This window comes from Enterococcus sp. AZ156, assembly GCF_051714165.1.
Lineage (GTDB): Bacteria > Bacillota > Bacilli > Lactobacillales > Enterococcaceae > Enterococcus_B > Enterococcus_B pernyi.
Window position 1 is genome coordinate 2,095,578 of sequence record NZ_JBIORI010000001.1, and the last position, 19,499, is coordinate 2,115,076.

20 protein-coding genes and 2 tRNA genes are annotated in these 19,499 nt (G+C 39.9%); 2 read left to right on the top strand and 20 right to left on the bottom strand.

Going from position 1 to position 19,499, the window contains the following annotated elements; translation table 11 throughout:
* Positions 1-150: 150 nt before the first annotated feature.
* From hpf to IGJ95_RS09920, 4 genes are all read right to left on the bottom strand, one after another.
* Positions 151-702, bottom strand: coding sequence for a ribosome hibernation-promoting factor, HPF/YfiA family (gene hpf, locus IGJ95_RS09905; RefSeq protein WP_010734910.1), 552 nt, complete (start codon positions 700-702; stop codon positions 151-153).
* A gap of 136 nt (positions 703-838) precedes the next feature.
* On the bottom strand, positions 839-1,540 hold the full coding sequence (locus tag IGJ95_RS09910) for a ComF family protein (RefSeq protein WP_062804904.1): 702 nt from the start codon (positions 1,538-1,540) through the stop codon (positions 839-841).
* Positions 1,521-2,846 (bottom strand): DEAD/DEAH box helicase, encoded by a 1,326-nt coding sequence (locus IGJ95_RS09915; RefSeq protein ID WP_438761813.1) that lies wholly within the window; start codon positions 2,844-2,846, stop codon positions 1,521-1,523. The genes IGJ95_RS09910 and IGJ95_RS09915 overlap by 20 nt, the downstream gene beginning before the upstream one ends.
* A 263-nt stretch (positions 2,847-3,109) precedes the next feature.
* The gene (locus IGJ95_RS09920; protein WP_010734907.1) at positions 3,110-3,400 is read right to left on the bottom strand and encodes a DUF7662 domain-containing protein; all 291 of its coding nucleotides are present in this window, start codon (positions 3,398-3,400) and stop codon (positions 3,110-3,112) included.
* 131 nt (positions 3,401-3,531) lie between these two features.
* Here IGJ95_RS09920 and IGJ95_RS09925 point away from each other — a divergent pair, with 131 nt between their 5' ends.
* Complete coding sequence (locus IGJ95_RS09925; protein ID WP_023520031.1) at positions 3,532-4,176, top strand: YigZ family protein; 645 nt, start codon at positions 3,532-3,534, stop codon at positions 4,174-4,176.
* 84 nt (positions 4,177-4,260) lie between these two features.
* On the opposite strand, the gene IGJ95_RS09930 is transcribed toward IGJ95_RS09925, so the two are convergent.
* Positions 4,261-4,968 carry a GntR family transcriptional regulator gene (locus IGJ95_RS09930; RefSeq protein ID WP_010734905.1) on the bottom strand — a complete coding sequence of 236 codons (708 nt, stop codon included), beginning with the start codon at positions 4,966-4,968 and terminating at the stop codon, positions 4,261-4,263.
* Between the two features lie 237 nt (positions 4,969-5,205).
* Positions 5,206-9,435 carry an acyl-CoA dehydratase activase-related protein gene (locus IGJ95_RS09935; RefSeq protein WP_438761815.1) on the bottom strand — a complete coding sequence of 1,410 codons (4,230 nt, stop codon included), beginning with the start codon at positions 9,433-9,435 and terminating at the stop codon, positions 5,206-5,208.
* 173 nt (positions 9,436-9,608) lie between these two features.
* Here IGJ95_RS09935 and IGJ95_RS09940 point away from each other — a divergent pair, with 173 nt between their 5' ends.
* Positions 9,609-10,217 carry a TetR/AcrR family transcriptional regulator gene (locus IGJ95_RS09940; RefSeq protein WP_153830244.1) on the top strand — a complete coding sequence of 203 codons (609 nt, stop codon included), beginning with the start codon at positions 9,609-9,611 and terminating at the stop codon, positions 10,215-10,217.
* Positions 10,218-10,269: 52 nt separating this feature from the next.
* Here the strand turns inward: IGJ95_RS09940 and IGJ95_RS09945 are convergent, their stop codons facing one another.
* From IGJ95_RS09945 to atpA, 14 genes are all read right to left on the bottom strand, one after another.
* On the bottom strand, positions 10,270-10,440 hold the full coding sequence (locus IGJ95_RS09945) for a hypothetical protein (RefSeq protein WP_010734900.1): 171 nt from the start codon (positions 10,438-10,440) through the stop codon (positions 10,270-10,272).
* A 117-nt stretch (positions 10,441-10,557) separates the two neighbouring features.
* Positions 10,558-10,629 (bottom strand) — tRNA-Gln (locus IGJ95_RS09950).
* Positions 10,630-10,635: 6 nt separating this feature from the next.
* Positions 10,636-10,716: transfer RNA gene (locus tag IGJ95_RS09955), tRNA-Tyr, on the bottom strand.
* 87 nt (positions 10,717-10,803) lie between these two features.
* A complete protein-coding gene (locus tag IGJ95_RS09960) occupies positions 10,804-11,037 on the bottom strand; it encodes a DUF2969 domain-containing protein (protein WP_010734899.1) in 234 nt (77 codons plus the stop codon).
* A 74-nt stretch (positions 11,038-11,111) separates the two neighbouring features.
* The gene (locus IGJ95_RS09965; protein WP_153830245.1) at positions 11,112-11,996 is read right to left on the bottom strand and encodes an ROK family protein; all 885 of its coding nucleotides are present in this window, start codon (positions 11,994-11,996) and stop codon (positions 11,112-11,114) included.
* A gap of 65 nt (positions 11,997-12,061) precedes the next feature.
* Positions 12,062-12,511 (bottom strand): GNAT family N-acetyltransferase, encoded by a 450-nt coding sequence (locus tag IGJ95_RS09970; RefSeq protein WP_010734897.1) that lies wholly within the window; start codon positions 12,509-12,511, stop codon positions 12,062-12,064.
* A 32-nt stretch (positions 12,512-12,543) separates the two neighbouring features.
* Positions 12,544-12,819 carry a membrane protein insertion efficiency factor YidD gene (gene yidD / locus IGJ95_RS09975; protein ID WP_010734896.1) on the bottom strand — a complete coding sequence of 92 codons (276 nt, stop codon included), beginning with the start codon at positions 12,817-12,819 and terminating at the stop codon, positions 12,544-12,546.
* Between the two features lie 212 nt (positions 12,820-13,031).
* Positions 13,032-13,208: a DNA-directed RNA polymerase subunit beta gene (locus IGJ95_RS09980; RefSeq protein WP_010734895.1), complete on the bottom strand. Its 177-nt coding sequence runs from the start codon at positions 13,206-13,208 to the stop codon at positions 13,032-13,034.
* 14 nt (positions 13,209-13,222) lie between these two features.
* Positions 13,223-14,524 (bottom strand): UDP-N-acetylglucosamine 1-carboxyvinyltransferase, encoded by a 1,302-nt coding sequence (gene murA / locus IGJ95_RS09985; RefSeq protein ID WP_010734894.1) that lies wholly within the window; start codon positions 14,522-14,524, stop codon positions 13,223-13,225.
* 95 nt (positions 14,525-14,619) lie between these two features.
* A complete protein-coding gene (locus IGJ95_RS09990) occupies positions 14,620-14,850 on the bottom strand; it encodes a DUF1146 family protein (protein ID WP_029594144.1) in 231 nt (76 codons plus the stop codon).
* 311 nt (positions 14,851-15,161) lie between these two features.
* On the bottom strand, positions 15,162-15,584 hold the full coding sequence (locus IGJ95_RS09995) for a F0F1 ATP synthase subunit epsilon (RefSeq protein WP_010734892.1): 423 nt from the start codon (positions 15,582-15,584) through the stop codon (positions 15,162-15,164).
* A gap of 13 nt (positions 15,585-15,597) precedes the next feature.
* On the bottom strand, positions 15,598-17,004 hold the full coding sequence (gene atpD / locus IGJ95_RS10000; RefSeq protein ID WP_010734891.1) for a F0F1 ATP synthase subunit beta: 1,407 nt from the start codon (positions 17,002-17,004) through the stop codon (positions 15,598-15,600).
* A 22-nt stretch (positions 17,005-17,026) separates the two neighbouring features.
* A complete protein-coding gene (locus IGJ95_RS10005) occupies positions 17,027-17,929 on the bottom strand; it encodes a F0F1 ATP synthase subunit gamma (RefSeq protein ID WP_010734890.1) in 903 nt (300 codons plus the stop codon).
* Positions 17,930-17,942: 13 nt separating this feature from the next.
* Positions 17,943-19,499, bottom strand: coding sequence for a F0F1 ATP synthase subunit alpha (atpA, locus tag IGJ95_RS10010; RefSeq protein WP_010734889.1), 1,557 nt, complete (start codon positions 19,497-19,499; stop codon positions 17,943-17,945).

Here is a 19,499-nt window from a genome sequence, read left to right on the forward strand (position 1 = left end):
TTGTGGATAAATGAAATAACTTAAGACAATTAAAGTGATATCTTCATAATTATTTCATATTCTTTTTTATCTATTCAATCCGAAAAAAAAGCTTGCAGTAGTCATTAGAGACCACTGCAAGTTTTTCTCATGTTATTCTTTCGTTATTTATCAATCAGTTTCGATCAATCCATATTTGCCATCTTTACGACGGTAAACAATGCTTGTACCATTCGTTTCTGCATCTTCAAAGATGAAAAAGTTATGGCCTAACATATTCATTTGTAAAACAGCTTCTTCGCTGTCCATTGGTTTCAATGACAAGCGTTTTGTACGCACGATATCTAATTCAGACTCATTTTCTTCTTCGTCTTCATTATTGAACATAACCGCCGCATTTGCTGTATTCAAACCAGTTTCACGAGATTTGCGATTGATTTTTGTTTTAAATTTGCGGATTTGACGTTCCAATTTATCAACAACCAAATCAATACTTGCATATAGATCTGGTGAAGTTTCTTCGGCACGTAATACGAGATAAGGTAATGGAATCGTAACTTCCACTTTTGCTGTTTTTTCAGTATAAACTTTTAAATTCACATGCGCCGTAGCATCGGGAGCATCGCTGAAATAACGTTCTAATTTTCCTACTTTTTTCTCTACGTAGTCACGAATCGCTTCAGTTACTTCGATATTTTCGCCGCGTACATTATATCTAAACATAAAAACTACCCCTTTCATCTACCACAATCAAGAAGGAGAAGGACCACTCTTTCCCTCTTCTTACTTCTATTATATCGAACTCGTAAGCATTTGCAAACTAAATCGCTGTCATTTTACTGCTGTTTCTACAAAAAGCTTATCTAGCAAGTGAGAACGTCTGTACTTTATTGGGTGACTGCGCCAATAGGCAGGTCGCTGCATGGAACATCGTCTGGCCAGTCGTATAAACATCATCGATCAGTAAGATATTTTCCCCTTTGATTTTAAGTGTAGATGGCTGATAAACAAATGGTTGGGACGTAATCAAACGTTGCTCTCTTGTTTTTTTAGATTGCGGTGTATGGTGTTTTTCTCTGATCAGCAATTCTTGAAAAGGAAGCCCAGCAGCTCTCAATAGTTCACTCACTTGATTAAATCCCCTTTCGCTGATCCTTTCTGTAGACAATGGGATCGGACAAAAAACAAACGACTTATATTGTTTTCGTAATTCTTGTAACTCTAAGCTGAATGTGTGTGCCAACAGGATATCCCCCATGAATTTATATTGTTTGAGCCAAGTACGGAACGCGTGATCATAGCGGAAGAACGCACGATGACAAAAACGATAGTCAGGATAACGCGTACGCCAATGCAAGCAATCTCGGCAATAGTCAGGTTGATCAATCGCCTGTTTCGTCCATACTTTTTGGCAGCCTTCGCACTGATGGCTACTCTCCTGTTGTATTCGTTGGAATAAAAATTGACATTCCTGGCAACGTCTCGCTATTTTTTTCAGTCCAAGCAATTCACTAATTGTTATATTTCTACTAAATGTTTTCTTACAGTATACGCATCTCATCTCGTTGCTCTTTTCCTTTTTTATTCATTTGTTTGATTTCTTTACACGCCTTTGCGATAGCACGTGTCTTTTCTTCATAGAAAAAATAGACCTGACTATTGGTGAATCCTCCCTTTCGATCGGCACGTCCAGCAATTTGGACCAGTGATGATTTGCTGAATACCGGATGGTCGGCGCCTAAAACAACGACTGAGATCCGTTCAAAAGTCACCCCGCGCTCTAAGATCATCGTTGTCAAAAACACATCGTAATGTTGCTCTCTCATATTTTGGACTTTGCTACTACGTGCTTCATCTTTTGATGAGGCGGATGTCATACGACAAGACAATTGTTTTTTTAATTGTTTCTCCAATTGCTCCATTAAAGAGATACTCGGGCAAAACAATAGCACATGGTTTTCTTTGACTAGCTCTTGGATCAAGCGACACAATCGTTGATTCTTTTTTGGGTGTAAACAGCGATTAGCCCACTGATCCCAAAAAAGCAGTTTCGGTTCTGGCAATAATCGTTGATGAAAGCGTAAAGCCAACTGATGAACAGTCATAGCTGTTCGGCTTTTTTTCAATAACTGGTCATCGGGTGTCGCACTTAAATATATCAGTTGGCCATTTCTTTGTAGCGCGGTTTCCACTGCATAAGCTAACCCTTGATCCCCCACAAATGGAAAAGCATCCACTTCATCTACTACTAAAAGAGCAAATGCTCGGTAAAAACGATACAACTGATGCGTCGTACAAATCACTAAAGAACCATAGCGATCAGGTTCGTCTAATTTCCCATGAAGCAGGCGGATCGTTTCTTCTGGGAAGACCTTGCTAAGTCGTAGGTATAATTCCTGACAAACATCGATCCTTGGTGAGGCGATAGCAACTCTCCTACCTTTAGCTAAGGTCTTTCGGATACTGGCGTAAAGCATCTCCGTCTTGCCTGAACCGGTAACTGCCCAAACCAAATGCTCACCCGATCGTTCACATAGGTCATCCAAAATTTGCTGTTGTAGTGTTGTTAATTGACCTTCCCAACATTGATTTATATGACGCTTCTTTCCATTTGGTTGTTCGAATAAGTAGAGCTGTTGCAGGGTATCGCAACGCCCCAAAAACAGACAGTGGGGACAGTAGTAGGTAGACGCATTGAGCCTTGCAGTTTGCAAAGGGGTCGTTTGACTGCAACGATTGCAATAAAGCTGCTTCTTTTTTATTGTGATTGCATCGACCACTACATAGTTCAATTTTTCATAAGAATGTTCATTCCCATATACTTCTTTAGTTAATAATCGCCGCCCAAAAAAATCTTCCGCTTGCATGTGCACTTCTCTCCCTTCGCAAAATAGATACGCCAAAAAAGAAATTCTTCATGCAGAATCAATCGGATTGATCCAATTAGAAAATCAGCTAATAAGCGGACGAACGAACGTGATGATTTCAATGAAAAACAAAAAAAGTATGAAACTGAGTCAGCGGGCCATTTCTTTAACAGAAACTTTCGGACTCAGATCATACTGATATATGTAGCTAGACCTAAATTTGAACTTGAATCGAGGGATCGGATCAACAGCTAGAAAAATAGTTATTCGTCAAACAACCAACTGGATTTGACTAATTGATTGAATACGATAAATTCTTTTTCTAAATTGATGACCACCACTTCATAGCCAGCATTGATCCAGCCATAGGCGCCTTTTTCAGGATGTTTATAGTCGTTCGCCCACCAATCGGTACTTTCTCGTGCAGAACGGGGCAAGGCACTACTTGGAAAAAGCAACTCATCGATTTGAGTAAATGTCAGCGTGATTTGAGAGCCACCATTTGTCTTTAAATAATGAGTGATGGCATCATACTTTTTGACTCGTTCTTTCATGTTACGCACCTCACTTTTCTTTATTATCCCATATTCCCTTCGTTAAGCAACTATTAACATAATTGTCATGCAGAAAAAAATTCTCTATACTTGAAAAGAGACGAGAACAAACAATGAAAGTAGTGAAACAGATGTTAGAACGTTATTACACGATCAAAGAAAATGGTCAAAGTGAGCTTGAAATAAAAAAATCACGTTTTATCTGCTCACTGAAACGAGTTGAAACGGAAGAAGAAGCAAAACAATTTATCCAAGAAACAAAAAAAGAACATTGGAAAGCCAATCATAATTGTAGTGCGTTCGTGATTGGTGAAAAAAATGAGATTCAACGAAGTAGCGATGATGGTGAACCGAGTGGAACTGCTGGCGTGCCGATGCTAGAAGTAATCAAAAAAAATGAACTAATCAATGTTGCGGCTGTTGTGACTCGTTATTTCGGCGGGATCAAATTAGGTACAGGCGGCTTGATTCGTGCATATGCGCATTCGGTTTCCCACGCATTACAAGAAATTGGCATCGTTGAAGGGACATTGCAACAAGAATTATCGATTCATATTGCCTATCCCCAGCTAGGAAAAATAGAAAACTTCTTGGCACTCCAGCAGGTGAATGTGAAAGAAATCCGCTATACAGAAAAAGTCATCGTTGTTTGCATGATCAATGAAAAAGAGGTCTCTGCTTTCCAAGAAGCAATCATTGAACTTTTAAGCGGTCAAGTGACATTTACTGAAGGCGCTGTTTCTTATCATGAACAACTCATTCAAACAAGAGAATGAGCCTGATCATAGAGAAAAAGACCAAAGAATAGAAGGCAGCTATGCCAATGACTATTCTCTGGTCTTTTTATTCAATATGAACGATCATCTTTCTAAATAAAACTCAAAGCGGTCGCCGACATATTGGGTACGTACGTATTCAAATGGCGTGCCATCTTCAAAGTAAGAAATCTGTCTTAAACGTAAAACAGCATCTCCTCGCTTGACCTCTAAATATTCAGCAATTTTTTCTGAAGCTAAGACTGCTGAAATTGTTTGTTTCGCCGCACCGATCTTGTTTCCTCTTTTTTCTTCGAGTGTTCGGTACAATGACTCCGTAATTTCTGCTTTGCTGTATCCGTCGATGATTTTTTGCGGAATACTCGCAATCTCAAAGCAAATAGGGATATCATCAGCAAAACGAATACGTTCCATTCGTAAGATAGTATCATCTTTTTTTAGTTGCAATTTCTCCATTTCACTCGAACTTGGTGACGTGAGAAAATAAGAAATCGTTCGACTGGATGGTACACGATTTTGTGATTCCATGATTTCGGTAAAACTGGTTGCACCAGACATCTTTTCTTGGACTTTTTCTCGTGCCACGTAGGTACCTGATCCAATTTTTCTTTCAAGGATTCCTTCATCGGCTAAGTTTTGGATTGCTTGTCTTAAAGTCATTCGACTAACATTAAACTTGATGGCTAATTCTCTTTCTGAAGGAAGACGATCTCCAATTTTCCAGACGCCTTGCTCGATTTCACTTTTGATTTGATCGTGAATTTGTATATATACCGGTAATTGATTCGACATAACATCTACCCGTCCTTTCATTTCTATTTTATTATAACTGGTATATACCTAATTCTCAACAAAAAAGAGCCCATCATGCTGTTCATTCCACTGCCTTGCCCTCCGATATAATAGCGTTTGGATATAGACCTATGATCATTCACTCTTATTCAATAAGTAATTAAAGTAACAAGCCCTTACTATTCTTGCTCGGAAACGACAGAATCAAAAAAGGCTGGCTCAAGTTCACCCAACTAATCATTGATCCAGTATTTTCATGGCCGTTGCCATCATCAAACGGATTCGATTCAATTGATTGACTACGGAAGCACCTGGGTCATAATCGATTGCCGTAATGTTGGCTTTTGGGTAACGATGACGAAGCTCTTTGAATACCCCTTTGCCTACGACATGATTCGGTAGACAGCCAAATGGTTGCATACAAACGATATTAGGCACATCATTTTCCAACAATTCAATCATCTCACCGGTTAAAAACCAGCCTTCGCCGGTCTGATTGCCAATTGATAAAATCTGGCTTGCTCCCTCTGCTAATTGATGAATTGGTGTTATTCCATCAAAGCGTTGTGATTTCCTTAATGCTTTATCCATTGGCTTTACAACATATTCAATCAAGCGGATAAGAAACTGCGCGACCCATTTACTTTTTTTCGAATGACCTAAATGTTCATATTTCCAGATTTGATTGTATATCGAATAATTCATAAAGCCCATGATATCAGGTACAACGACTTCAGCTCCTTCTTCTTCTAATAATCGGACGATATCATTATTGGCTGTCGGTGAATACTTGACTAGGATCTCTCCAACAATCCCTACTTTAGGTTTCGTTTGGTTCGTTAGCGGAACCGTGTCAAAATCATGGATGATTTTCGCCATATTTCGATTGAAATTTGTCAAAGAACCATTTTTGACATTGCGTTCCACTCGTTCAAGCCATTGATGGTGTATTTCATCAATCGCGCCTTTTTCTATCTCATACGGTCGAGTGCGGTAAACGACTCGTTCAAATAGATCGCCATATAAAAAAGCAACAGCTAAACGTTTCAACAATGGCAATGTGAACGTAAAACCAGGAGAAGATTCTACCCCTTGATTGCCGAAAGACACAGAAACCACAGGTATCTGTGGGAAGCCAGCTTCATCAAGCGCCTTGCGAAGTAGTGGGATATAATTAGTCGCTCGGCATCCACCTCCTGTTTGGGTCATCATCACGCTGGTATGATTTAAATCATATGTGCCACTTTCCAATGCCTCGACTATTTGCCCAATCGAGATGATTGCTGGATAACACGCGTCATTGTTGACATACTTCAACCCAACATCAACGGCACTGCCACTTTCACTTGGCAAACAAACGACTCGATATCCCGAGGATTTTAGAGCAACATCAACTAAACCAGATTGATGGATAGGACTTAACATCGGCAATAACAAAGTATGTGTTTTCTTCATTTCTTTGGTAAAGGTGATTTTTTCCGGTGTAAGAAATTGTTTCGTTGGGCGAAATTGTTGTTTGGTTCGTGCATTGACTGCCGCTTTTAATGAGCGCAAGCGTATCCTGATGGCACCTAAATTTGCACCTTCATCGATTTTTAGGACAGTGTATAACTTGCCATATTGCGCCATGATTTCTTCCACTTGATCAGTTGTCACCGCATCGATACCACACCCGAAAGAGTTTAATTGCACTAATTCTAACTCCTTAGATTTGGCGACGACTCGGGCAGCTGCATATAATCTTGATTGATAGACCCATTGATTCACTACTCGTAATTGCCCCACATCTCCTAGATGAGCAATGCTATCTTCTGTCAAGACATGGAAGCCTTCTTGTGTGATCAATTCTGCAATCCCATGATTGATTTCCGGATCTAGATGGTAAGGACGACCTGCAAGGACGATGCCACGTTCATTGTTTTGATGTAGCATCCTCAAGGTTTCTTCTCCTTTTTGCTGAATTTCTTTTTTAAAATCGGCTAATGCTTCATATCCTTGGTGTAAGGCTTCTTTTATTTGATCTTCTGAAAATCCATAGTCAGAAAATGTTTGGTGTAACGTCTTTGCCACTGATGCTTCGTTCGCTAGATTCAAAAACGGCTGACGGTAATCGATCCTTCCTTCCCGAATCGCATCGACATTATTTTTGATGACATCTGGATAACTTTGAACGATGGGACAATTAAAATGATTGTCCGCTTGGTTGTTCTCCTTTTGCTCAAAGATCACGCCCGGATAAAAAATGCAGGGAACACCAGCATCGATCAGTGACTGGATATGGCCATGCACCAGTTTCGCTGGATAGCAGACGGTATCACTTGAAATCGTGTCGATTACTTGTTCGTAGATTTCCTTACTCGAACGAGGGGATAAGACTACTCGAAAGCCTAAAGTACGAAAGAAAGTCTGCCAAAGAGGAAAGTTTTCATACATATTCAATACTCTTGGAATCCCGATTTCCCCGTTGACAGATTCTGTTTTTCGTAATGGACGGTAACGGAATAATTGCCGAGATTTTTCAGCCACTAAATTGATTTTCTTATCGGCTTTTTTGATTTTGATCTGTGCCCCACGTTCACAACGATTACCAGAAATCAACTTCCGACCATCAGAAAATAAAGTGACCGTCAATAGGCAATTATTCTCACACAACCCACAGTGCGTCAATTCTTTTTCTGTCGTCAACTGAGACAATTCTTCGAATGAGAGTACTTCACTTATTTCCCCTTTTTGATATTCTTCCAAAGCAATCAAAGAAGCCCCATATGCACCCATCAATCCTGCGATAGAAGGACGAACAACTTCTCTTCCACTGATTGTTTCAAATGCTCGCAAGACTGCATCGTTGTAAAAGGTTCCACCTTGGCACACGATCTTATTGCCTAGATCTTCTGGTTTTCTGATTTTGATCACTTTGTAGATCGCATTTTTGATCACAGAATAAGATAGACCAGCCGAGATGTCTCCAACAGAAGCGCCTTCTTTTTGGACTTGCTTGACCTTTGAATTCATGAAGACCGTACATCTGGAACCTAAGTCCACAGGGTTCTTGGCTGAAATAGCAGCAACCGTAAAATCTTGGATTCCATAACCTAATGACCTAGCAAATGTTTCGATAAATGAACCACAACCTGAAGAACAGGCTTCGTTCAATTGAATCGAGGACAATGCGCCGTCCTTGATCGTCATTGCCTTCATATCTTGTCCGCCAATATCTAAAATAAAATCGACACCTGGTTGAAAAAAATTTGCTGCTTTATAATGCGCCATCGTTTCGACTTCACCAATATCGATTTTCAACGCACTCTTGATCAACGCTTCACCATATCCAGTCACTACCGCTTTACCGATAAAGCAGCCTTTGGGCATTTGCTGATACATATTTTTCAATACGTTGATGGTTGTTTCTAAAGGCTGTCCTTCATTGTTTCCATAAAACGAGAATAATAGCTCTCCTGATTGATTGATCAAGGTGACTTTCGTCGTTGTCGAACCAGCATCAATACCTAGAAAAGCCACCCCCTGATGGGTAGCTAGCGCACGTTCTTGCACCTTCGCTTTTTCGTGTCGACTGCGAAAATCAGCTAACTCTTGATCGTTCTGAAACAGTGGCGCTAAAGAACGAGATGGATGAAGCAACTCTTGCTCTTGGCTTTTCAATTTCTGGATTAATTCACTGAGTGTTTTTTCCTTTGAAGTTTTTGCGTGATAAGCTGCCCCTAATGCTACGAATAGTTGCGGATTTTCTGGAAAAATCACTTCTTCTGTCGATAGACCAAGCGTTTCAATAAAGCGTTGGCGCAATTCGGACATAAAGTAAAGTGGGCCGCCTAAAAAGGCGACCTTTCCTTTGATCTTTCTGCCTGCTGCTAAACCAGCGATCGTTTGATTGACGACGGCTTGAAAAATACTAGCAGCGATATCGGCTTTCGCCGCTCCTTCATTGATCAGTGGTTGTACATCCGTTTTAGCGAATACACCACAGCGAGAGGCAATTGGATAAAGCTGTTGGTACGCTTTGGCTAGTTCATTCAACCCATTTGCATCGGTTTTCAATAGTGCTGCCATCTGATCAATAAACGCGCCTGTCCCTCCCGCGCAGCTACCATTCATGTGTTGTTCTAAAGAAGAACCAAAAAAAGTGATTTTGGCATCTTCTCCCCCTAATTCAATTGCTACATCTGTTTCGGGAATCCTTTCTTCGATCGTTTTTGTACATGCAATCACTTCTTGGATAAAAGGTAATTGTAGATGTTCCGCTAATCCCATACCGCCAGAACCAGTGATGGCAAAAGCAATCCCCTGATCTTGTAAGGTTGTTTTGGCTTCTTCTAATATGTTGATGGTTGCTTTTCTGATATCTGCATAATGTCGTTCGTATTTAGCAAAAAGAGTTTCGCCATGGTTATCAAGAATCACTAATTTTACTGTCGTTGAACCTACATCGATACCTCCGTACATTTTCATCGTCTCGCCACCCTCTTAAAAAAACGCTTTGTTTAACATTGAACAAACCGTCTGTTATACTACATATATCTATTTTAAAACGATTTAGAGCGATTTCAATAAGCAATAATCGTCAGTTTGTGAGATAAACAACAATCGTGTGCGATTTGTCGACCAAAAGTGAGGAGATTTTTATGATGAAGAAAAACGATCTTCGAGTGAAACGTACCAATAAAATGATTATTGAAGCATTCTTACGTTTACTAGAAACAAAAAGTATAGAGCGAATCACGATCCAAGAAATTGCCGATGAAGCAATGATCAATCGTGCGACTTTTTATGCTCATTTCAAAGATAAACAAGATCTTTATGAGCATTTATTCCATATCGCTATCCAGACATTTACCTCGATCTTAGATTTGGAACCCTTGATGGAAGACAATAAATTGAAGCTGAAACGGGTCAACCGCGCCTTAACTCAAATTTACCAATTGGTGGCTGAGAACAAAGCCATATTTATTACGACTTTGGACGGCACTTCGATCGAGTTTTTCAGGAAAAAGTTGAAAATTTTCTTATCAGAAAAATACGCCACTATCTTTGATCGTCTAAAAATCACAGAGAACGAACTAGAAGTACCTATTGACTTTATCACAGAATACATAACTGCCATTTTCACCGGTACTTTACATTGGTGGGTCACTAGTGATACCGAGATGACACCACAGCAGTTAGCTACTTTAGTCATCAAATTAGTGGGAAATGGTCACTTGACCGTCTTAGGGATCGAGATTGAAAAATAACAAAAGCTCTGAAGAACACAAGATTATGTGAACTTCAGAGCTTTTGTTATTCTTAACGATTTTTAGACAACCATTTTTTGGTATGATTTGTTGGACGTTTCGCTTTGATTTGGACAAATTTTTCTGATTTTTTCGGTACATGGATCTCTACATTGTACTTCTCCGATTTGATCATATCGTAAATTTTTTCTGCTGTTTCATCTACTTTTTGTTTCCACTTCATTTGTGCCGCCTCCTTTTTTTCTTCTTATATCTACTCTAGCCTATAATAGCAAAATCAGCAAGAAACAAGGTGTTTTACACAAAAAAAAGAGTGATCTGCAACTGATCACTCTAGGAACTGGGGTAGCTGGATTCGAACCAACGCATGAGGGAGTCAAAGTCCCTTGCCTTACCGCTTGGCTATACCCCAATGAAATGGAGGAGAGTGGATTCGAACCACTGAACCCTAAGGAACGGATTTACAGTCCGTCGCGTTTAGCCACTTCGCTACTCCTCCGAAAGGTTTGTATCAACCTGACTTAGTTATAATACCTAATTTTCCAAGTGATTGCAACCCTTTATTGAAAATTTTTTTGATATTTTTTTATTCGTGTAAATTCCAATGACGAATTACTGTTTCTATCGCATTTTCAAGACTTTTTTCTTTGCCAAAGTCTTCTTCTCCCAAGAAAATCTCAAATTCTTTTGGGCCATACGCTAAAATTTCACCGATCATTTTTTTACCAATAAATAACTGCGTTACCTCATATGTGTTCCCTTTGATCGTTTTTTTGATCTCTTCGGTACGCACTTCAATATCTTTATTCTTTTTTGACATTATTTCCCACCTCCTCAATAGTTTATCACATTTAACGGCAGAAAACATTCACTGCGTGCCTTCTATTTGATAATTTATTTTCCTGCTTCGTGTTGCGCTAGATAATTTGCTGCTGCCCCTATCAGGTTCGCATCATTGCGATACTCACACAGGGTGATCAATGGATCAAAATCATTCAACCCAAAATGATTCGTCAATTTTTTCATCCGTTGATTGATTTCTGTCAGTAATCCCTCTTTTGCAGAAATTCCGCCACCCAATAAGATCACTTCTGGATCAAAAGAAAATTGAATACTAAATAACCCTTTTGTTAAATAATCATAAAAAGATTCAACTTCTTCTTGTGCGAGCGGATCACCATTTTCTGCTAATTCAAAGACTTCTTTTCCACTAAAGGTATGTTTATCTAATCCTTTGCGTTCACAATACCGCCACGCCATTTGGACTGCCGTTCCTAATGTACTGAATGTATGCTCCCCATTAAGAAACATCAAGCCAAATTCTCCGCCATAAAGATGAGCGCCTTTATTCAATTCACCATTAGTGAACATCGCACCACCTACGCCTGTACCAATTACTACAAAAGCAACATTTTTATAGCCACGAGCAGCACCTTCATAAAACTCAGCCATTCCCGCGCAATTCGCATCATTTTCCATAACAACTGGCAGACCAAATAATTCCTCTAATTCAGTATAAATATCAAACCCATGGATATAAGGGATCGCGCTGATACCTTCAATCACTTGTCGTTGGCTGTTCACAACACCTGGTGCACTAAAGGCGACCCCACTGATTGCTACTTCTTGTGATAATTGTTGGAATACCAATGATAATTGCGCTTTCATTTCTTTCCATGTAGCTGGCGTTGTGAACTGACCTTTATGTGTAAGTGTTTCTTGTTCCCAATAACCATATTTGACAGCTGAACCACCAAAATCGAATGCTAAAATCCCCATAATTATTTGTTCCTCCTCGATAGTTTTTCATCATTATTTCCACTATGAAACGCTTTCTTTTTATTCTATAATTCTTTGGATAAAGTGACTTGATCTCTCAGAAGTATTCCTTCTTCATAGATCGGTTCTGGGTAGTTATTGATGAAGTAATCCTTTTCTCTTGATACTTCTTTAAAGCCTTTTTTTTGATAAAGATGTAACGCTGGATTCGTGATACTTCCTGTACGGATCAGTATTTTTGTTGGTTGTTTGCATTCTTTGCTAAACTGTTCGAGTGCATGGTCAATCAGCTTGCCACCGATTCCTCTTCCTTGATGCGCATCAGCAACAGAAACATTCATGATCTCACATTCCGTTTCTCTGATTTCATAAACAAGCACACCAATCACTTCATCCTGCTCTTTCCAGATAAATCCATCGCCATTGGTCACATAAGCGATCACTTTGTTTTTATCAGGATCGGCTTCTAGTAGTAATGCCCATGGTAAGTCACTTTTGTTCAATTGTTGAAACATCGCTTTCTCCCATCTAATAAAAATCAATGACTCTATTTTTTGTATTTTTTATAGTCTGGCATCGATTGATCTTCTTTATTACGCGTCAAACGAAAGTTACGAGGCACATAATCGATACCGCCTTTCACAAATGGGTGGCAACGAAAGATGCGTGCTGTTCCCATTAGGGTTCCTTTGAGCGCACCATGTACTTGGATGGCTTGGATCATGTAATTAGAACAAGTTGGATAATACCGACAACTTGGTGGGAACGCAGGTGAAATAAAACGCTGATATCCTCGAACTAAATAAATTAAAATCTTTTTCATATTCTCATCTCCATAAAAAAGAGGATTGGTCATACATCCACTTACCATCCCCTATAACCGGATAAACGGTGTTCTAAAAGCAACTCCTACAGAAATAAGCGCCAAAACCCAAAAATATGAAAAGCTATTTTCGGATTTTGGCGCTTATTTCTCGGAGCTGTACGCTTTTGCCACAACCTCTTTTTATCTTATCTGTTACCTAGTGTACACACTTAACTAAAGAAATCGAAGATATGCAACCATAAGCTCGGTTGAAAGACCTTGAATGGACTTCCACCGCCAATCAAACCATATCCGATCATTGTTCCAATGATGAATAATAGGAGTACAAGTAAAATGACAGCTAAAATTTTTACCAAACTTATCAAAATATAGCGTGGACTCGTCATCTCTCGTCACATCCTTAAGCGATTGTTTGTGGTGTTTTTTCGACTGGTGTTTCTTCTACATTTACACGTTCCACATCTGCACCTAATTGTTGCAATTTAATATGGAAATTATAATAGCCACGATCTAAATATTTTAGGTTACGAACGCGTGTGATTCCATTTGCTTTCAAACCAGCTAATACGAGCGCTGCTGCTGCTCTTAGATCTGTTGCATAGACTTCAGCACCTTGTAATTCGTGATTACCATCCATGATTGCAATGTTGCCATCGATTTTTACATGTGCATTCATTCTGCGCATTTCTTCAAGATGTTGGAAACGGTTCTCAAAGACTGTTTCAGTCACAACACTTGTACCTTCTGCAACCAACTGGATAGCAGTCATTTGTGCTTGCATATCCGTTGGGAAACCAGGATGTGGCATTGTTTTTACATCTGTTGGTAAAATATGTTTTGGTCCGATGACACGAACGCCACCGTCTTCTTCAGTGATCGTTGCACCCATTTCGATCAATTTAGAGATCAATGGACGATTATGCTCAGAAATCGCATCAGCGATCAATAGATTGCCTTCAGTCATTGCTGCTGCTACCATGAAAGTACCAGCTTCGATACGGTCTTGGACGATTGAATGGTTGACTGCATGCAAATGATCAACGCCTTCGATACGCATCGTTTCTGTACCAGCGCCATAAACATTCGCACCCATTTTATTTAAGATATTCGCTAAATCAACGATTTCAGGTTCACGTGCGACGTTTTCAATGATCGTCGTGCCTTTTGCTTTGACAGCAGCCATCATGATGTTTTGTGTCGCACCAACACTTGGAAAATCTAAATAGATCGTATTTCCGATCAGTTGATCGGCGATTGCTTCGATATAACCATTCTTTTGAATGATTTTTGCACCCAAGGCTTGAAAACCTTTTAGGTGTAAATCGATCGGACGTTTTCCAATCGCACATCCACCAGGCATTGCAACTTTTGCATGACCATTTCTAGCCAATAATGGTCCCATCACAACGATTGACGCACGCATTTGGCTTACGTATTCATAAGGTGCTTCAATTTCTAATTCTCTCGATGCATCAAGTGTCACACGATTATTCTCTTCATCAAACGCTACATCTACGTTCAAATGACGGATCACTTGATTCATAGTGAACACGTCAGAAAGAATTGGCACATTATCTAAAACGGTCGTTCCTTCTTCAGCCAATAAACTTGCGGCTAAAATCGGCAATACCGCATTCTTTGCTCCTTCGATCTTTACTGTTCCTTTTAATTGATTGCCACCTTTTACGATGATCTCTTCCATGTTGTTCCCCCCAAAAAAATCCGTTGAGTATACATTCGCTCAAAATCTTTTTTATTATATCACTTCTTGTTTTAAAATAGTACCTTTTTTTAAAATTATAGGCTGACGAAAAGATTTCGACATAGCGCAATGATCTCTAAGAAAAAACTGCTCGCTGTATACCCTAAAAAAATTGAAAAAAGGACAATTGCCATTCTAATTTGTGTCGTATGCATTGAACGAAAAAAAGCGTCAACGCGTAAAGAACGCAAAGACCAAAAGGCTAAGTAAATAAATGCCAAATGACTAACGATCCGAATGATTGCATCAATACCATATACTTGCATCATTACGCCCTTTCTAACAAATGTTTTTGATAACTAACACACTGATGATACCATAAATTTTATAAAAGTAGAAATTATTGGTTGTAAAAATGATAAATCTCTGTAATTTTCTTGACAAACTCTGAAAAATGGATGAAAAATATCATTTCTTTACACCAAAAAAATAAATTTTATCCTAACAATGAATGATAAAGAAAAGAAGAGATCGGGAAACACACGTGGCTGCATTAGCACCCATAAGTGTTTGTCCCGATCTCTTCTTTTGGGAGTTGTTCTCCCGCCATAATTCAATTACTTGTCAATTATAGTAATCACTTATGTTTTGATACATTGATACGGTTCACTGCGCGGTGTAACGCAACAGTTGCCCGTTTCAGTTCATTCTTATCTTCTTTTTGTTTGGCTTCTTCGATTTGGCGTTCAGCACGTTGTTTTGCGCGTTCTGCTCGAGTGACGTCGATATCTCGTTCACGTTCCGCACTATCTGCGACGATTGAAACTAAGTTATCGCGAACTTCCATGATGCCGCCGTTCACAGCGATCCAGTCAACGTGTGTATCTGAATCTGTCCGCTTCACACGAACTTCATCGATCGTTAAAGGCACGATGATTGGCGCATGCTGTGGTAAAATACCAAGTTCGCCAGCAGTAGTGCGTGCAACAACGATTGCCGCATGGTGATCATAAACTAAACCATCGGGAGTAACCACATTAACAGTTAAATATTGATCCATGGGGCACCCCTTTCTAGTAGCCTAGTTTTTTCGCTTTTTCGACAACGTCTTCGATTCGGCCGACACTGCGGAATGCTTCTTCAGGAAGGTCATCGTATTTACCTTCAAGAATCTCACGGAAGCCTTTGACAGTTTCTTCAACTGGTACATAAGAACCTGGAAGACCTGTGAATTGTTCAGCTACATTGAAGTTTTGTGATAAGAAGAATTGGATTCGACGAGCGCGTGAAACCAATATTTTTTCTTGATCTGATAATTCATCCATCCCTAAAATAGCGATGATGTCTTGCAATTCACGGTAACGTTGTAATACATGTTGTACTTCAGTCGCTACTTTGTAGTGTTCTTCTCCTACGATTTCAGGAGATAACGCACTTGATGAAGAAGCAAGTGGGTCAACGGCTGGATAGATCCCTTGTTCGGTCAATTTACGTTCCAAGTTTGTCGTTGCATCTAAATGGGCAAATGTCGTTGCTGGCGCTGGGTCAGTATAGTCATCCGCTGGCACGTAGATTGCTTGGATCGAAGTGATCGAACCTTTTTTCGTTGAAGTGATCCGTTCTTGGAGTTGTCCCATTTCAGTCGCTAAGGTTGGTTGATAACCAACCGCTGATGGCATACGTCCTAGTAAGGCAGATACTTCCGAACCTGCTTGGGTGAAACGGAAAATATTATCAATAAATAAGAGCACGTCTTGTCCTTCGACATCACGGAAATATTCCGCAATCGTCAATCCAGTTAGTGCGACACGCATACGAGCACCTGGTGGCTCATTCATTTGTCCAAACACCATCGCTGTTTTTTCGATTACGCCTGAATCTTTCATTTCGTAATACAGATCGTTTCCTTCACGGGTACGTTCACCAACACCGGTAAACACTGAGATTCCCCCATGTTCTTGGGCGATATTATGGATCAATTCTTGGATCAGTACGGTTTTACCAACACCGGCACCTCCAAACAATCCAACTTTCCCACCTTTTAAATAAGGTGCTAATAAGTCAATGACTTTGATCCCAGTTTCAAGAATCTCTGTACTTGTGCTTAATTCATCAAAATTTGGTGCTTTCTTGTGGATCTCGCTTCTTTGGGCATCCTCTGGAAATGGTGCTTCCAAATCGATTGTTTCACCTAACACGTTGAACACACGACCTAATGTTTCTGTTCCAACTGGTACAGAGATCGCTTTACTTGTGTCGATGACTTCCATTCCACGTTGTAGTCCATCCGTCGATTCCATTGCGATCGTACGGATCACACCGTCACCTAATTCTAATGCTGCTTCAAGAACAACTTTTGATTTTTGCTCATCATTTTTATAAACAACTAATGCGTTGTTGATATCTGGTAAGGATTGGTCTAAAGAAAATTCCACGTCGACAACGGGACCGATTACTTGAACAATCTTGCCTGAACTCATCTTTTTTCCTCCAATCTCCTTGCTATTCTAGTGCCGATGCTCCGGCAACAATTTCGGTAATTTCTTGGGTGATCGCCCCTTGTCTTGCACGGTTATAAGAAACCGTCAAATCATCGATGATGTTCGCAGCATTATCTGTTGCGGTTTTCATTGCAGTCATTCCCGCGGCATGTTCTGCCGTTTTCGCATCGACGATCGCACCATAAATCAAACTTTCGGCATATTGCGGCAACAGTTGAGTCAAGATTTCTTCTTTTGAAGGTTCAAAAATATATTCTTGCTCAAAGCTTTTCGCTTCTCCCGGATCTAAATCTGAAATAGGTAACATTTTTTCTACACGAAATTGACTAGTCAATGAATTGATATGATGGTTATAACATACATACAATTCGTCAAATACTTCATTTTGATACATGGTCGTTGCCATGTTCACGATTTTACGAACCTCATCAAAGCTAGGTTGATCAGACAAATTGCGCAGTTCATACGCTAAGTTGATGTCACGAGCTTTAAAGAAATCCGCTCCGGTACCACCAATGGCGATCATGACATATTCATCTGGTGATTGATGGTCTTCTTCCAAGATGGACATGGTTTGTTTCAATATGGAACTATTGTAGCCACCGACTAACCCACCATCAGCTGTGATCACGATATAACCGGTTTTTTTAACTGGTCGACTGATCAGCATACTATTATAATTGACATCTCCTCTTGGATTAGCCGAAGCAATGTCAGTTAATTGTGTTGCTGTTAAATGCGTAACGATTTCTCTCACCTTATTGGCATAAATCTGGAACTTCTGTGAAGAAGCTTCAGATTTTGTCAATTTAGAGGCTGAGACCATTTGCATGGCACGAGTGATTTGGCTCGTCTTTTTCGTTGACGCGATTCGTGTCTTGATTTCATTTAATGAAGCGCCCATTCATCTCACCTCACTATGCATTTTGAATGGATTTCAATTTGTCTTCTGTTGAAGAATTATTTCCTTTTGTTGCCATAAAGATATCTTTGTACTCTTGAATTGCTTGGTTCAACGCTTCTTCTTCAGGAAGATCTTTCGTTGTACGGATCGTTTCAAAGAGATCTGCATGATTTGTCTCAAGATATTCAAATAACTCATGTTCAAAATCTAAAATGCTATCTACAGGGATACTGTCTAAGTAACCGTGTGTCAATGCATATAAGATGACTACTTGTTTTTCCACTGCAAGAGGTGCATGTAATTTTTGCTTCAAGATTTCTACTGTACGACGACCACGATTCAATTTCGCTTGTGTCGCCGCATCTAGATCAGAGCCAAATTGCGTAAATGCTTCTAATTCACGGTAACTTGCTAAGTCTAGACGCAATGTTCCGGCAACTTTTTTCATTGCTTTGATCTGTGCTGAACCACCAACACGAGAAACTGATAACCCTGCATCTACGGCTGGACGAGTTCCTGCATAGAACAAATCACTTTCTAAGAAGATTTGTCCATCAGTGATCGAAATGACGTTTGTTGGAATATAAGCAGAGATATCCCCAGCTTGTGTTTCAACAAATGGTAAAGCAGTCATTGACCCTCCACCTAGATCATCACTTAATTTTGCTGCACGTTCTAACAAACGTGAGTGCAAGTAGAAAACATCCCCTGGATAGGCTTCGCGGCCTGGTGGTCGACGAAGTAATAAAGAAAGCTCACGATAGGCAACAGCTTGTTTAGATAGATCATCAAAAATGATCAATACATGTTTGCCGTTATACATGAATTCTTCACCCATAGCTGTTCCAGCATAAGGTGCGATGTATAGCAATGGTGCAGGTTGAGAAGCGCCCGCATTGACTACGATCGTATAATCCATTGCGCCATATTTTTTCAATGTTTCTACTTGTGTACGTACCGTTGAATCTTTTTGTCCAATAGCTACATAGATACAAATCATATCTTGACCTTTTTGGTTGATGATTGTATCGATTGCAATCGATGTTTTCCCTGTTTTACGGTCACCGATGACTAATTCACGTTGTCCACGTCCGATCGGAACTAACGCATCGATCGCTTTCAACCCTGTTTGCATTGGTTCGTTGACTGATTTACGTTGCATAACACCAGGTGCCATCGCTTCAACTGGACGTGTTTTGTCCGTCACGATTTCTCCTAGCCCATCAATGGGTTGTCCTAAAGGATTGACGACACGTCCGATCATTGCGTCCCCTACAGGTACTTCCATGATCTTTCCTGTGCGTTTTACTTTATCCCCTTCACGAATGGATTCAAAATCACCTAAGATAATGATTCCGACATCATTTGATTCCAAGTTTTGTGCCATACCATATGAACCGTTCGAAAATTCAAGTAGTTCACCACTCATGGCATTTTCAAGTCCATGCGCACGTGCGATTCCGTCACCAACATAAGTGACTGTACCGATTTCTTCGACTGAAAGCACGTTTTCATAATGTTCAATTTGTTCTTTAATCAAGGCACTAATTTCTTCTGCTTTGATAGCCAT